Source organism: Candidimonas nitroreducens, assembly GCF_002209565.1.
Classification (GTDB): Bacteria; Pseudomonadota; Gammaproteobacteria; order Burkholderiales; family Burkholderiaceae_B; genus Candidimonas; species Candidimonas nitroreducens.
In genome coordinates this window covers 25,416-40,051 of record NZ_NJIH01000004.1, presented here as the reverse complement: position 1 = coordinate 40,051, position 14,636 = coordinate 25,416, and the positions used below count along the sequence as shown (strand labels likewise).

Below are 14,636 nucleotides of genomic sequence, written 5' to 3'. Positions count from 1 at the left end.
GCCTGGATTTGCGTAGCGGCCGCGCGTCGGCGCTGTGTCTGCGGGGCTCGGCCGCAATCGCCTGCCGGGCCTGCGGGTATGTAGGTGCGTTGTATTAGATAAGATAGGCATCCTGCAATATGGGTTATATCTACCGCATTCCGTTGCCATCATGAGTCGATTCAACATTCAGTCGCTGGATCTCAACCTGCTTTCCGTCTTCGTGGTGGTGTGGGAAGCCAGAAGTGTCAGCCGCGCGGCAGAACAGCTTTCTCTTACCCAATCCGCAGTCAGCCATGCTTTGCGCAGGCTCAGGGAATGTGTGGGCGACTCGCTGTTTGTACCGGGCCGTACGGGCCTGGTGCCCACGCCCATGGCGGCGGAAATCATCGGCCCCATTCAGGATGCGCTGCAGAAAATCTCTACCGCCCTGAGAGTGCGTTCGTCATTTGACCCGGCGACAGCCGAAATCGTATTCAGACTGGGCACCAATGACTTGGTGGAAAGCTGGCTGTTCTCGAAAATCGTGCGCCTGGCCTGCTCCGAAGCGCCCGGGGCCGTCATTCACAGCGTGCCGTCGCCGTATGCGGACACCACAGAGGCCATGCTGGAAAGCGGAGACATCGACCTCGTGGTTTCCAGGCGGCCTTTTCATGGCGCCCGCATCCGTTCCGAGCCTCTTGTCGAGGTGGGCTTCGTGACGATGGTGCGTAACGCCGATGCCCCCGGGTCGACCGAGATGCCTTTCGAGCTTTTCCTGCAGCGGCCTCACGTCGTTTTCAGGCGGGACTCGCACACCAATAGAGTCGATGCTGCGCTGTCGGAGCTGGGGCTGCGGCGCCGCGTCGGGGCTTCGGTGCAGACCTACTATGCAATGCTCGCAACCGCGGCGGAGACCGGCTACCTGTGCACGGTGCCCGAGCCCATGCGCAATGGCTTTGCCCAGGCCTTCGACCTCAGCGTCCATGCTTTGCCCTTCAAGATGCTGCCGACCCCGCTATATCTCGTCTGGCATGGGCGTTACGATGCCGACCCGGCAGTGTCATGGCTGATCGACTGCGTGAAGCGCGCGGCGCGCAGCATGGGCGCGGCGTAGGCCACCGGATTCCAGACCGGGCAAGAACACTTCTATGGCGTTTGGGCGGCCGCCGGGATTTGGGCAGTGGCTGATGATGGCATAGAGGTAGAACCGAAGAGGCATCGTCTAGGCCTCGCCAAAGACCTGCAGAGTGGTTTCGGTGGCATGTACATGAATGTCGCGGTTCGCACGCAGGCGTTGCAGCGACTCCGCGGTGGCCTGCAGCAGCGCCAGTGCCGAAGGTGTCAGGCTGCGGTTCTTCTTCTTGAACACATGGAGCTGCCGGTACAGGTCGGGCTGTGTCAGCCGCTTGAACTGCATTCCTGCCGCGACGAGTGGCGCGGCCGCCATCGACGGTAGCGCTGCGCAGCCGATCTTCTGTTCCAGTAGCGGCAGAAGCGAGGGCATGGCGTTGATTTCGTAGGCAGGGCGCTTCAAACTGCCCGGAATGTCTGCTTGCCGATCAATCAAAGAACGGATTCCGTTGTTTGGGTGTAGTCCGATCACCGTGTGCTCTTGCAGCTCGGCCCATGTAATCGGTTCGCGCTTTTTATCGAGGGGGTGGTGGCGAGGGAACACCACGCCGTACCTGTCAGTGAGCAGTTTGATTGATTCGAGTTGAGGCACTTTCTCGGTGAGTGTCACGACTCCGAAATCGGCTTCGGAGGCCAGAACCTTGCGCGTTGCCACTTCAGTGGTGTCTTCGGACAACCTGACGGCGATACCCGGGTGTTTTTTCGCTAGCACGGCCACGGCCGGCGCCAGAACATATTGGATAAAAGATGCGGCGCCGGCGACCGTGACATAACCCCATTGTCCCGTCGCCAGCCCGGCCAAGTCGTCCAGCGAATCTTCTAGTTCTTCCAGCAGGCGCTGCGCTCTGGGCAGGAAGCGTTCGCCTTGCGGCGTCAAAGCCAGCGTACGCGTGGATCGGTCAAATAGTGGCAAGCCGATTTCGGCTTCCAGCAGCTTGATTGCGGACGTCAGAGTGGATTGCGTGACGTGCAGCGACTCGGCCGCCCGCGTGAAATTACGCTCTCGCGCCACCGTGGCGAAAGCCCGGATCTGCTTGAAAGTGATGTTTTTCATTCCGAGAGCCATAGAAAGTACTGCAGCTGCCAGCTTGATACTATTGAATAATTCGATATATACATCGATATTATTCATTTTACTATATATTTTTGCAGATATAGACTCCATTTATCGTCAATCATCGATGCAGGAAAAAGAGACTTATGGATGCTCCATTCCCGGTGCCCGCTCGCATCGAAGGCCCGTCTGTCTGGTACGGCTCACAGATGGCGTCCAGCGAAAATTGGATATATCGGCTGACCCGGTTCGACGTCGCTGAGATCGACGCGGCCCTGAAGTCATTCAAGCAACATGATTTCCAGATCGCGGATATCAACGCGACCACGTTTCCACTGGAGTCGCTGGCAAACCAGCTTCACAGCATCCTGCATGACCTGCTGCACGGCCATGGATTTTTCCTGATTCGCGGGCTGCCCATCGATCGCTACAGCGAGCAAGAGGCTGCGATCATTTACTTGGGAATCGGTGCGCATTTGGGAAGCTTTCGCTCGCAGAACGCCAAAGGCCATCTGCTGGGCCATGTCCGCGATCTGGGGGCTGACATACGCAATGGTGGAACGCGCTATTACCAAACCAACAAGCAGCTGGAATACCATACCGACTCTTGCGACATTGTGGGTCTGCTGTGTCTGAAGGCCGCGCGCAGCGGCGGGGAAAGCCGCATACTGAGTTCGGTGGCCCTATATAACGAAATGCGTGCGCGATACCCTGAGCTCGCCGAGGCACTGTTCCATGCCTACCCGACGGATCGCCGTGGCGAAGTGCCCGTTGGCATGGATCCCTGGTTCGATATGCCAGTCTTTAATTGGTATGCGGGCGAACTGACTACAATCTACGTCGGGCAATATATTCGCAGCGCCCAGCAGAACTTTCCTCGGGCGCGCCGTCTCACCGATACCGAGCTTGCGGCCATCGACATGCTGGATCAGCTCAGCAACGAAGCCGGGCTCAGCCTGAAGATGGACTTTTTGCCTGGCGACATGCAATTTTTGCACAATCATCAGATCATGCACTCGCGTACCGACTTCGAAGATTGGCCCGAGCCGGAACGTAAGCGCCACCTGTTACGGCTCTGGCTTGCACCGCTGGCGGGCCGGCCCTTGCCGGATGTGTTCGCCGCCAGATATGGGTCGACGCAAGCCGGCGATCGTGGAGGCATTATTGTCCCGGGCACTCGTCTGACGTTTTCGCTGGAGCCGAACTGATCATGTCTAATATGAAGACCAGCCGCCTGCGCGCCATACTTTCGGGCCAAGACATGGTCGTCGCCCCGGGTTGCTATGACGCCATTACTGCTAGGGCGATACAGCAGGCGGGGTTTCCGGTTGCCTACATGACCGGTGCCGGTACCTCTATGGCATTGGGATATCCCGATTTGGGTTTGATCACCATGACGGAAATGGTCGATGCCGCCAGGCGTATCAACGGCTCGATCGACATACCGCTGATTGCCGACGGAGACACGGGTTACGGGAATGAGCTGAATGTCGTTCGTACTGTGCAAGAACATGAGCGGGCCGGAACGGCAGGGATTCATATCGAAGATCAGGTCAGCCCCAAGCGCTGCGGGCATCTGGACGACAAAGAGGTCATAACTCGTCAGGAGTTCGCGGCGAAGATCCGTGCCGCCGCGTATGCGCGCTCCGACCCCAACTTTCTGATTATTGCCAGAACCGATGCCCGCGCGGTCGTTGGCATGGAAGAAGCCGTGGATCGTTGCAAGATGGCTCTCGACTGTGGGGCCGATTTGGTATTTCTGGAAGGCCCCCAGACCATTGATGAGGTTGCCCAGGTGCCAGTGGCCGTTGGCGGCCCGTGCATGCTTAATGTGGTGTTTGGCGGCAAGACGCCGTTGCTGGATCTGCGTGAAGCCGCTCAAATGGGCTATGTACTTGCAATATTGCCTGGGTTGTTGAGCAAGTCGGTGATTGGCGTCTGTGACACTGTTCTGGAAGAGCTGAAGATGACGCATATGCATCCCACGCCTCCGGGCGCGCCGCGGGTATCCCAGACCTTCAATCGCTTCGGGGCCCAGGAATGGGATGCTTTGCGTACCCGCTTTCAAGATACTCCCATGTCCGCTTCGAAGGCTTGACTGAGGGCGCTCGGCTCTCCTGGTACGTAAGGTTGTCTTCAAACGACGGTGGTGAGCGCCCGTAGTTCTTCCATGGAGTTCGCGATGCGCAGCATGGGCTCATTGCGCAATAGGTGAAGCTGCTCGCACATTAAACCGATCAGCGCCTGTGCCGCAGGTGTGAGGCTGCGATGCCGGGGTAGTATCAAATCCAAATTGCGGCTCAATGCAATCCGTACAGGCCGGAATACCAGCGAAGGGCGTTGCACGACGCGCGCACCCAGTGCGGGCAGTAGGGCTACACACACGTTCTGCTCCAGAAAGGGCTCCATGAGGTTTATTGTCGAAACCTCTCGCAATGGCGAACGGAACTCGATAGGAATGCGATTATTGGCCGCCAGCGCAATCTGCAGGCCGTTGGCGTGGTTCAGCCCGATGACGGGATACCGGGCGGCGTCGCGGAGTTCGATCGGCCCATCCTGAGCCGCCAGAGGATGGTCGCGATGGCAAACGATGCCGAACTTGTCCGTAACCAATGGGATACTGACCAGGTCTGGCCCGGTTTCCTTGAGAGCGGTAATTCCGAAATCTGCTTTGCCGTCCAGTACTTCCTGCGTCACTCGCAGTGTGGATTCCTGGATCATCCGCACCTTGATTTCGGGGCTCGAACTGGCCAGCTTCGCCACAGCGGGAGCGAGCACGTGAGCCATGAAAGATGTGGCTCCGATTGCAATAACCGAGCCTTTGCGCCGATTTTTGAATGCCTTGAGGTCTTCCAGTGCCCGCGCTAGGTCGTCGAGCAGGCGCTCGGCTATCGGCAGGAAGTTCTCTGCGTGCACGGTGAGCGTTACAGATCGCGTAGATCGATCGAACAGTCGCATGCCGATGGTCGATTCGAGCGTTTTGATCGTGGCGGTGATGGTGGGCGGGGTGACATGCAGCCGCTCTGCCGCCCGGCCAAAATTTTGCTCTTGTGCGAGCACTACGAACGCCTGTAGCTGCTTGAAAGTCACGCCGTACATTATTAGATTTGATCTTTATATTATTCAAAATATAGTAATAGACACTATTAATTACGGCAAGTAATCTTTGGGATACACAGAATTCAATCCGCAGGCACTGCGGACATAGTCCCAGAAGGAGGAAACATAATGAAGCGTAACGTGGTGGCGATATGCCTACTCTTGCTGCATGCGCTCGCATTTGCCGCGCCTGATGCTTATCCGAGTAGGCCTGTGCACTTACTGGTTGGCTATCCCGCCGGTGGTGCCGTCGACACGGTAGCGCGGCTCCTGGCCGAAAAACTGGGGCCGTTGTTGGGCCAGCCGATCGTCGTCGAGAATAAGCCCGGAGCAACGGGCAACATCGCTGGAGCCATCGTGGCCCACGCGCCTGCAGATGGGTACACCCTGTACATGGGAACCTCTATCAACGCCGTCAGCGTCAGCCTGTTCAAGAAACTGAGCTACGATCCAGTGCGTGATCTTGCGCCGGTCGCCAATGTCGTCGAGGCGCATACGGTGCTGGCGTCGAGCATGGCGTTGCCCGTCAAGTCCACGAAAGAGTTGATTGCATACGCCAAAGCTCATCCTGGAAGAGTGACATATGCATCGACCGGCATTGGCAGCACCGGGCAACTTTCGGGTGTCCTGTTTTCTCGCTTAGCGGATGTCCAGATGCTGCATGTGCCATACAAGGGCGGCCCGCCGGCATTGACCGATTTGCTGGCGGGTCGAGTCGATATTATTTTTTCCAACCCCGTAGTCGTCATGCCGCACATACTGAGCGGCCGCATACGGGCGCTTGCGGTAGTCGCCTCGGCGCGTTTGCCCGAGTTGCCCGATGTTCCCACTATGGACGAGCTGGGCTATACGCGTTTCGACGTCAAACCCTGGTACGGCCTGATGGCGCCTGCGCGCACGCCAGAGCCGATTGTCCAAAAGATCAATGCCGCCGTCATGAAGATCATGAAAATGCCGGACGTACGTGATTTCCTTAGCAAGCAAGGCCTGGCTGTGCTGCCTCCAAATACGCCCGCCGAGTTCTCGAAGCGGTTTAAAAATGACGTTGCCATATATGCGGAATTGATTAGAAGCGCCGGTATTACACCGCAATAACGAGGCTGTAAAAAATGACAGTGGGTAACGCAATGGCCACACCGCGGACTGGCCCACGCACCATGTTTGCCAAAATCTGGGATCGACACGTCATCGCCCGGCGCGGCGAGAACTCGCTGCTCTATGTCGATCGGCATCTGGTGCACGAGGGTTCTTTCCATGCCTTCAGGAATCTGGCCAGCCGTGGGCTCAAGGTGCGTCGTCCGGCGCAGACGTTTGGCACAGCGGATCACTATGCGCCGACCGTCGGCCGCAAATTGGAGGACGCTCCGGGTGCGGAAATCCGACACATGCTTACGACGTTTCACAACAACGTCACGGCGAATGAGCTCACCGCGTTCGAACTGGACGATCCGCGCCAGGGCATCGTACACGTGGTCGGGCCCGAGCTGGGTTTGACGCTGCCTGGCTTTGTGTTGGTGTGTGGCGACAGCCACACGTCCACGCATGGTGCTCTTGGATGCCTGGCGTTCGGTATAGGCCAGTCCGAGAACGAGCATGTGCTGGCTACACAAACGATTTGGCAAACGACCCCCAAGGTCATGCGGATCTCGATTGAAGACCGCCTTCCCCGTGGCGTCACGGCGAAGGATGTAATTCTGGGTATCATCGCGCGGATCGGCACAGGGGGCGCCACCGGCTATGTCATCGAGTATGCCGGCGCGGCCGTTCGCGGCATGACGGTCGAAGAAAGGTTGACTGTGTGCAATATGTCCATCGAGGCTGGCGCACGAGCCGGTATGGTGGCGCCGGATGACACTACGTACTCTTACCTATGCGACAAGCCTTATGCACCCGCCGGTGCCGCATGGGATCGTGCCGTGGGTAACTGGCGGTTGTTGGCATCGGATCCGGGAGCGAGCTACGATCGGGAACTTACCTTGGATGCTGAAATGTTGGCGCCGATGGTGACCTGGGGAACGAGTCCCCAAGACGCTCTTCCTATTGATGGCCATATTCCCGACCCGGATGATGCACGGGATCCGACGGATAAAATGCGGCTTCGGCATGTATTGCGTGTGATGGGGCTTGCGCCCGGAATCCCGCTGGAAGGCCTGCCCGTCGATCGCGTTTTCATCGGCTCGTGTACGAATGGCCGCATCGAGGATCTGCGTGCTGCGGCCGCGATTGTGCGCGGGCGCCGGGCTCATGTCGCCAGCTTGGTGGTTCCTGGCTCGGAAACTGTGCGGCACCAAGCTGAGTCCGAGGGACTCCATCGCGTATTCCAAGAGGCTGGGTTCGAATGGCGTCATGCAGGATGTTCCATGTGCGTAGGTACGAATGGCGACCTCGGAACGCCAGGTGATCGTATCGCATCCACATCGAACCGCAACTTCGAAGGGCGTCAAGGTAGAGGCGTTCGCACGCATTTGATGAGCCCGGCCATGGCTGCCGCTGCCGCGGTCACGGGGCGCTTGACGGATGTGCGCAAGCTGGGGGCCTGGTAATGGCGCAGCCTTTCACAATGCTCGATGCTATTGCCGCGCCCCTCGATGCAGAGAATGTGGATACAGACCAGATTTTGCCGGCCCGCTTCCTGAAAAAGCCACGAGAACTGGGCTATGGAAGTTATCTGTTTCACGATCAGCGGTTCGATGACTGCGGCAAGGAGATCTCCGGGTTTGTACTCAATCGCCCTGCGTTCCGTGATGCGCCCATTATCGTGGCGAATCACAACTTTGGTTGCGGCTCTTCGCGAGAAGGGGCGGCCTATGCGCTCTACGACTACGGGGTGCGATGTGTTGTCGCACCAAGCTTTTCAGATATCTTCTACCGTAATTGCCTGCGCAACGGTATCGTACCCGTACGTTTGGCGTCTGACGTATGCGCGCGGATGCGCACAGAACTGGTGTCACAGCCAGGCCAGCATCTCGTTGTGGATCTGGGGCGGCAACAAGTGTGCGATTGGCATGGGTCGGCCTATACATTCGCCATTGATCCCTTTCATCGGGAACTGCTGCTGCACGGTGTGGACGAAATCGAGCTGACGCTGTCCATGTTGCCGGCCGTCGCGGCATTCGAGCGTGACTATTACCGCATTGCTCCTTGGTCACTGCCTCACGACAACTCCGATCAATCTTGAACGATTTGTCGGGCGCCGCTGCTGTGTACGCGACGCTGTTGGCCTGGAGTCTCCGGCATGTTCATGCTGGCACGAGTACGTCACGAGGGCGTCATTGGGTAGCGGTAGGCGCAGCGGCATGCGAGCCAGTGTCGGGGAAGTTGCTGCGGAGCATGTAACTGCAGTGCGTGATCGATTGGCTCGATATGGCCCGAATCAATAGGCCGACAAGCCCAATGACACTTTTTTCAGCGTGGAACGTCCCGAGTTCTCGCAATCGCCGCGCCCGGTCTTTAGCTATTTGCTTTCGTGCCTCACTCTAAGAATCAAGCTGCTCATGTGCTGCTGGCCCGCATATTTTGTAAGTTTCTAGCTCTTTTTGGCGATACATGTATACAATAATAATAAAACAAGGCTTTCAAAAAGAAAAAATCTAAAAATTCATATTTAAATGTATACATTAACCTAGAACGTGCATGAGCGCGATGTCACCTCGCGCTCATGGTCAGCCCGATGGGGCAATTAGGGGCATACAGATGGGCATGACTGTCATTGAGAAGATACTGGCCAGCAAGAGCGGCCAGCCTACCGTCCGGCCAGGGGACTTGGTAACGGTCGACGTAGATACTGTGATTCTGTTCGACAACAATTTCATGCCCAGTGTCTGGCGCGACATTCTGAAATTGCATGATCCCGAAAGGATGGTGGTTGTGTTCGATCATCGCGTCCCGGCCGCCACTCAGGCAAGCGCCGCTGCCCAGATCACGGGACGCCGCTTCGTCGAAAGATTCGGCATAAAGCGCTTTCATGATGTGGGGGCATCTCAGGGTATCAGCCATCAGCTCGTTTCCGACTATGGCTACGGCTTACCGGGCTCGGTTCTGCTGTGTTCAGACTCTCACACATGCGGCGCCGGTGTTTTCAATTGTGCGGCCAGAGGGGTTGGCAGCCCGGATGTTTTCTATGCCGCCACCAAGGGGGAGGCATGGTTTCGCATAGGTGAAACCATACGCTACGAGCTGGTGGGGGAGCTGCATCCGGCAGTGACGGCCAAGGATGCATTCCTGCACATAGCCGGTACATACGGCGATCATGCCACGCAGAATGTCGAGTATGGCGGCTCCGGCATGGCTCGGCTTGATATCAACGCCCGCAAGACACTGACTACCATGTCCGCAGAGTTATCCGCCGAGTTTGCGACATTCGAGCCCGACCCGATCATGCTGGAGTGGGTGCGCAGCCGCAATCCCGCGCCCTTTAGTGCGGTCTATCCCGATGCAGACGCGGAATACGCGGCGGTACGTACGATTGATTTGTCAAAGCTGGAACCTCTCGTTGCGCTGCCAGACAAAGTCGTGAACAACTCGGAGCCGGTGGGAGCGGTGACAGGCACTCGTATTCATCAGGCCTTTATTGGGTCGTGCGCCAATGGGACTCTCAGTGATCTGGCGCTGGCTGCACGGGTGCTGTCCGGGCGCAAGGTGGCTTCCGGCGTGCGCTTACTGATTACGCCGGGTTCACAGGCCATATATAAAGAAGCTGTACGTGAGGGTTACGTCGAAACGCTGCTTGATGCCGGTGCCGTTGTAACCCCGGCAACCTGCGGCGCTTGTGGCGGGGGTCACATGGGCGTACTGGGGCCGGGAGAAACTTGCATTACTGCATCGACACGCAACTTCAAGGGGCGCATGGGTGATCCCAGCGCGCGTATATTCATGGCGTCACCGGCTACTGTCGCTGCTTCGGCCGTTCGCGGTGTGATTGCTGATCCGAGGGAGGTTTTGCAATCATGAAATTCAAAGCTAGAGCCTGGAAGTTCGGGGACGACATCAATACCGACCTGATTCTGCCGAATGTGGCGTTTTACCTGACTCCGGAAGAGCAGGCCAAATATGTCTTCAGGGCGAACCGCCCCGAATGGGCAAGCCAGGTGCAGGCGGGCGACATTATCATTGGTGGCAGGAATTTCGGAATGGGTTCCAGCCGCCCAGCTGCGCGATCGTTGCGTAATCTTGGGTTGGCTTGTTTGGTCGCGGACTCGATCAACGGGTTGTTTTTCCGTAATTGCGTAAACTTCGCATTTCCCGCAATAGAATGCCCGGGGGTATCAGATGCCTTCAAGGAGGGTGAGATTGCGCAGGTGGACATGCGGCGGAATCTGGTAGAGAACTTGACTACAGGGGTGCAGCTGACCGCCAGGATATTCCCGCCGAAGTTATTGGCACTGCTCGAAGCCGGAGGCCTGTATCCTTTACTTGAACGCGAGGGCCTCATCGCGCCTAAACCCGCCGAACAGCCCGACCAGCAGGCTGGCCCCGTAGCTTCGGCAATATAAGCCCTGGTGTCACGTGCGCGGCCCTGGTGCATACGGGCCGAGCTGGATCGACCTGAACCCGGCCAGCTTCCGGCAGTTTGGCCCTACGCTCTGCCGGGCTCCGCATAAGCTGCCGGATCTATTTCTTTAAATCCGCCGCCTTTACGACTGCGGCCCATTTTTTGATTTCCGCCAAGTCGAAACGCGCCAGCTCTTGCGGCGTACTGCCAACCAGTTCCATGCCATCGGATGCAAGGTGCTTTTTGACATCGTCTTCACGTACGATACCGGCGACTGTCTGCGAGATCTTTTTCACCACATTGGGGGGCGTATGGGCCGGCGCAAACAATGCATACCAGGCGGTCGACACGAAGTCTTTCACGCCCGCTTCTTCCATTGTTGGTAGATTTGGGAACGTGGGAGAGCGCTTCTCGCTCGTTACCGCAAATGCGTGCAGCTTTCCTTCGTTTACTTGCGACAGTGCTGTCATGGTGCTGGCGAAGGTCATCGTGACGTCGCCGTTGATTACGTCGATCAGGGCCGGAGACACGCCTTTGTATGGAACATGAAGCAGATTTATACCTGCCAGCATTTTGAACAGCTCGCCAGATAGATGGCCCGCGGATCCCACGCCAGCCGACGCGAAAGATAATTTGCCCGGATGTTTCTTTGCCATCGCTATTATGTCGGCGACGCTTTTTGCGGCAAACTTTGGCCCGGTGACCAAGACGAGATGCTGCTTGGCAACCAGAGAAACCGCGGCAAAGTCTCGTGGTGGGTAATAGGGTAAGTTTTTCTCCAGGCTGACATTTGTGGCCATTGACGCGACTGTCCCCATCATGAATGTGTAGCCGTCGGGTGCCGCGCGTTGTACATACTCTGCGGCGATTGTTCCGCCGGCTCCTGGCTTATTCACGATGACCACGGCTTGTTTCAACTCTTGCGACAAGCGCTTGCCTATCACTCGTGTCAGTGTGTCGACACTACCGCCCGGCGTGCTGGGAACGATGATTTGCAACGGGTGGGTGGGGTAGTCGCTGGCGTGGGTCGAACCCCAGGCCTGGGTGCCAGCGCAAAACGCAGTGGCGAGCACAGCGTTCCCTATCACGTTTCTTTTGAACCCCTTCATGGTTTCACCTTTGTCTCGATGGAGCTTTTGTTGGCTGTGTGATGCGATCGATGGGATGCTCCTTGGCTTGATTCATGCCATCATGGATACATTATTCTTTAAAAGCTGCTTTAAATCCAGATTTTTTGCAAAATTTTAGCCTTCATGTATACAATCTATCTCGGAAGACAAGAAATAGGAGCGTTTGATGACTAGAACCAGCACCAGGCTGCGTGCGCTATTCGAAACCGGGAAAACGGTCGTGAAGCCAGGCACTTACGACGCATTGTCCGCAGTGGTCGCTGAGCGCGCAGGCTTCAAATGTTGTGGGCTGTCGGGATACGCGGTTTCCGCGGCTTTGTTGGGGCGACCCGATGTCGGTTTGGTGACAATGACTGAAATGGTCGATGTCGCTCGGCGTATAACGCATGCCGTGTCCATCCCCTTGATCGCTGATGTCGATACTGGTTATGGGAATGCCATCAACGCCATACGTACCGCCGAAGAGTTCATCACTGCGGGTGTCGCCGGATTCCATATCGAGGATCAGGTCGCTCCCAAACGTTGTGGCCACTTTGCCGGCAAGCAGATCATCCCGGTGGAGGAGATGGTGGGCAAGCTGCGTGCCGTCGATCACGTGCGCAAGGAACTGGATCCCGACTTTCTTCTGATTGCTCGTTGTGATGCGCGTGGTGTCGCGGGCGGCTCTGTTGACGCACTGATCGAGCGATCCAATCGTTATCTGGATGCGGGCGCAGATCATATTTTCCCGGAAGGGCTCACCAGTGAAGAAGAGCTGGTGCGCTGTGTTCGGGAAATCAATGGGCCGATCCACTACAACCGCGCCGGCATATCTCCGCGAATACCTCTGGCGCGCCTGAACGAAATTGGAGTGGCATTGGTATCTAACGCCACGGGTGCCTTGCGCGCCAGCGCCGCAGCCCTGGTCGACTATCTCGACGACTTTATGCGTGATGATGTAGAGGCTGTAGTGCGTTATGAAAAAAGCCGGACGGATCGCCAGCACCCTACCGCTGCGATGCATGCCTTCCTGGGACTGGAACGTATTCATGAACTCGAGAAGGAATTCCTTCCCGCCGACGCCGCGGCAAAGTACGAAGGCTCTCTTGGCTATCGTTAAGGTATCATCCGAGCATCGTCTACGGTTGAACGGCATATGCGCGATTCATGAGTAAAACATTCTCCACTCGGGCGCTCAGTATTGCGGACACCTTGCGCAGCCGCATTTATGAGGGGGGGCTGCCTCCCGACACCCATCTCATGGAAGTGCCTCTGGCTGCCGAACTGGGTGTGTCACGGACTCCGCTGCGCGACGCTCTGGCTCGGCTGGCGGACGAGGGGTTGCTGGCGTACCTGCCGAACCGTGGCTATGTGGTTAGACGTTTTCAATTCAAGGACGTGTACGACGCCTATACTCTGCGCGCCAATCTAGAGGGCTTCGCTTGCCGCCTCGCATGCCAGAACGGTTTCGATGCAAGTGCCATGACGCGCCTGGATTCAGTCCTGGCCAAGCAGCAAGAAGTGCTATACACCGGGGTATGGTCGGTAGAGCGTGCGCTGGCGTGGCATGACCTGAATCTCAAATTTCACTCCTTGTTCTTGGAGATTGCCGGAAATCACTGGCTAAGCGAAGCCGCGTTGCGGGTGCGGCGTTTGCCCTTGATATTCGATCGCGAGGGGCGGCCGCACAACCATGGGGAACTCCAACTGTTATACCAGCGAGAGCACTCCCGTGAGGCTTACTCCGAGCATTTGCGCCTGGCGGCCGCTGTCAAACACGGTGAGGCCAGCCGGGCGGAAGGCCTCATGGCGGAGCACATCCTGCATAACCGTGACGTCCTGAACCAGCGGTTCAAGCAGGAAAACGAAGGCGGGTGAGACTCTTCTCTTAGTAGAAAGCCTGCTTTTATCTATGGGGCCGTTGGGCACTGCCGGGTAACAAGTGCCAAACTCGATTGGCCCCTGAAATGTTGTCGGAAAACCCCATACAGCTTTGAATCAGGTCGTTCAGGGCCGCAAATGTGCCAGCACGGCGTCGACGAAGGGCGTGGGGTCTTCGATGTGCGGAATATGGTATGTGGGCAGCTCCACATGCCGGGCGCCTGGGATGGCTCGCGTGATTGCCTGGGCCGAGCCGGCAGGCATCGCCGTATCATTTTCCCCGGAAATGACCAGAGTCGGTGCTTGAATGTGCGGCAGCCCGGCTTGCAGGTCGAGGTCGCGGATTGCCGCGCTGCAGCCCGTGTAGCCCCGCAGGTCGACCTGCAGGAAGTGTTCGCGGATGGTGGCAAGCAGCGGCGTATCACTTTTCAGGAACCCGGGACTGAACCACCGCTGCATCGTAGCGTCCACTGCCGCATGCAGCCCCGTTGCCTTTATCGTGCGGATGCGATCCGCCCACATCTTTGGATCCGACGTCGACGCTGTATTCGATACGATCAGCCGCTTGACCCGGCTGCTGTGGGCGGCAAGCTCCAGGCCGATCATTCCGCCAATGGAAATGCCAGCGAAGTCGAATTCACTTGCGCCGGCGGCGTCGGCCGCCTTGAGTACGTGGGCAGCCAGCCCTGCGACAGTCCATTCGTCTTTGCTCCCGGTCAGGCGCGATGCGCCGTGGCCCGGCAGATCCAGGCGTATGACGTGATAGTGCTGCACAAGCCGCGGAATGACACCGTCCCAAAGCGCCGTATCGCTGCCCAGCGAGTTGGCCAGTACCAGGGCGGGGCGGTTGGGGTGGCCGTCGGTACGCCAGAACACGCTTGCGTCGTCGAGATCCAGGAATGGCATAGCA

Annotated in this window: 14 protein-coding genes; 10 read left to right on the top strand and 4 right to left on the bottom strand. The window is 57.7% G+C overall.

All coding sequences use genetic code 11. The features are described 5' to 3' along the window. The first annotated feature begins 151 nt into the window (after positions 1–151). Positions 152–1,075, top strand: coding sequence for a LysR family transcriptional regulator (locus tag CEY11_RS07690; protein ID WP_088602806.1), 924 nt, complete (start codon positions 152–154; stop codon positions 1,073–1,075). 108 nt (positions 1,076–1,183) lie between these two features. On the opposite strand, the gene CEY11_RS07685 is transcribed toward CEY11_RS07690, so the two are convergent. After that, positions 1,184–2,146, bottom strand: coding sequence for a LysR family transcriptional regulator (locus CEY11_RS07685; RefSeq protein WP_158215232.1), 963 nt, complete (start codon positions 2,144–2,146; stop codon positions 1,184–1,186). A 146-nt stretch (positions 2,147–2,292) separates the two neighbouring features. On the opposite strand from CEY11_RS07685, the gene CEY11_RS07680 reads away from it, so the two are divergent. Beyond that, a complete protein-coding gene (locus tag CEY11_RS07680) occupies positions 2,293–3,354 on the top strand; it encodes a TauD/TfdA family dioxygenase (RefSeq protein ID WP_088602804.1) in 1,062 nt (353 codons plus the stop codon). A gap of 2 nt (positions 3,355–3,356) precedes the next feature. Further along, positions 3,357–4,244: an isocitrate lyase/PEP mutase family protein gene (locus CEY11_RS07675; RefSeq protein WP_233154778.1), complete on the top strand. Its 888-nt coding sequence runs from the start codon at positions 3,357–3,359 to the stop codon at positions 4,242–4,244. Between the two features lie 38 nt (positions 4,245–4,282). On the opposite strand, the gene CEY11_RS07670 is transcribed toward CEY11_RS07675, so the two are convergent. After that, positions 4,283–5,245: a LysR family transcriptional regulator gene (locus tag CEY11_RS07670; protein ID WP_088602803.1), complete on the bottom strand. Its 963-nt coding sequence runs from the start codon at positions 5,243–5,245 to the stop codon at positions 4,283–4,285. Between the two features lie 129 nt (positions 5,246–5,374). Here CEY11_RS07670 and CEY11_RS07665 point away from each other — a divergent pair, with 129 nt between their 5' ends. From CEY11_RS07665 to CEY11_RS07645, 5 genes are all read left to right on the top strand, one after another. Continuing rightward, complete coding sequence (locus tag CEY11_RS07665) at positions 5,375–6,340, top strand: Bug family tripartite tricarboxylate transporter substrate binding protein (RefSeq protein ID WP_088602802.1); 966 nt, start codon at positions 5,375–5,377, stop codon at positions 6,338–6,340. A gap of 62 nt (positions 6,341–6,402) precedes the next feature. Beyond that, entirely contained in the window at positions 6,403–7,788 is a 1,386-nt protein-coding gene (leuC, locus tag CEY11_RS07660) for a 3-isopropylmalate dehydratase large subunit (protein WP_233154777.1), read from the top strand. Then, positions 7,788–8,423: a 3-isopropylmalate dehydratase small subunit gene (gene leuD, locus CEY11_RS07655; protein ID WP_088602801.1), complete on the top strand. Its 636-nt coding sequence runs from the start codon at positions 7,788–7,790 to the stop codon at positions 8,421–8,423. Before leuC ends, leuD begins: the two co-directional genes overlap by 1 nt. A 515-nt stretch (positions 8,424–8,938) precedes the next feature. Next, positions 8,939–10,195 (top strand): aconitase/3-isopropylmalate dehydratase large subunit family protein, encoded by a 1,257-nt coding sequence (locus tag CEY11_RS07650; protein WP_088603204.1) that lies wholly within the window; start codon positions 8,939–8,941, stop codon positions 10,193–10,195. Next, entirely contained in the window at positions 10,192–10,737 is a 546-nt protein-coding gene (locus tag CEY11_RS07645; RefSeq protein ID WP_088602800.1) for a LeuD/DmdB family oxidoreductase small subunit, read from the top strand. The genes CEY11_RS07650 and CEY11_RS07645 overlap by 4 nt, the downstream gene beginning before the upstream one ends. Positions 10,738–10,855: 118 nt before the next feature. On the opposite strand, the gene CEY11_RS07640 is transcribed toward CEY11_RS07645, so the two are convergent. Continuing rightward, positions 10,856–11,845, bottom strand: a complete 990-nt coding sequence (locus tag CEY11_RS07640) for a Bug family tripartite tricarboxylate transporter substrate binding protein (RefSeq protein WP_088602799.1) — start codon at positions 11,843–11,845, stop codon at positions 10,856–10,858. A gap of 187 nt (positions 11,846–12,032) precedes the next feature. Here CEY11_RS07640 and CEY11_RS07635 point away from each other — a divergent pair, with 187 nt between their 5' ends. Beyond that, positions 12,033–12,965, top strand: coding sequence for an isocitrate lyase/PEP mutase family protein (locus CEY11_RS07635; RefSeq protein ID WP_088602798.1), 933 nt, complete (start codon positions 12,033–12,035; stop codon positions 12,963–12,965). Positions 12,966–13,012: 47 nt separating this feature from the next. Further along, a complete protein-coding gene (locus CEY11_RS07630) occupies positions 13,013–13,723 on the top strand; it encodes a GntR family transcriptional regulator (RefSeq protein WP_088602797.1) in 711 nt (236 codons plus the stop codon). 129 nt (positions 13,724–13,852) lie between these two features. Here the strand turns inward: CEY11_RS07630 and CEY11_RS07625 are convergent, their stop codons facing one another. Beyond that, positions 13,853–14,632 carry an alpha/beta fold hydrolase gene (locus CEY11_RS07625; protein WP_088602796.1) on the bottom strand — a complete coding sequence of 260 codons (780 nt, stop codon included), beginning with the start codon at positions 14,630–14,632 and terminating at the stop codon, positions 13,853–13,855. Between the last annotated feature and the right edge of the window lie 4 nt (positions 14,633–14,636).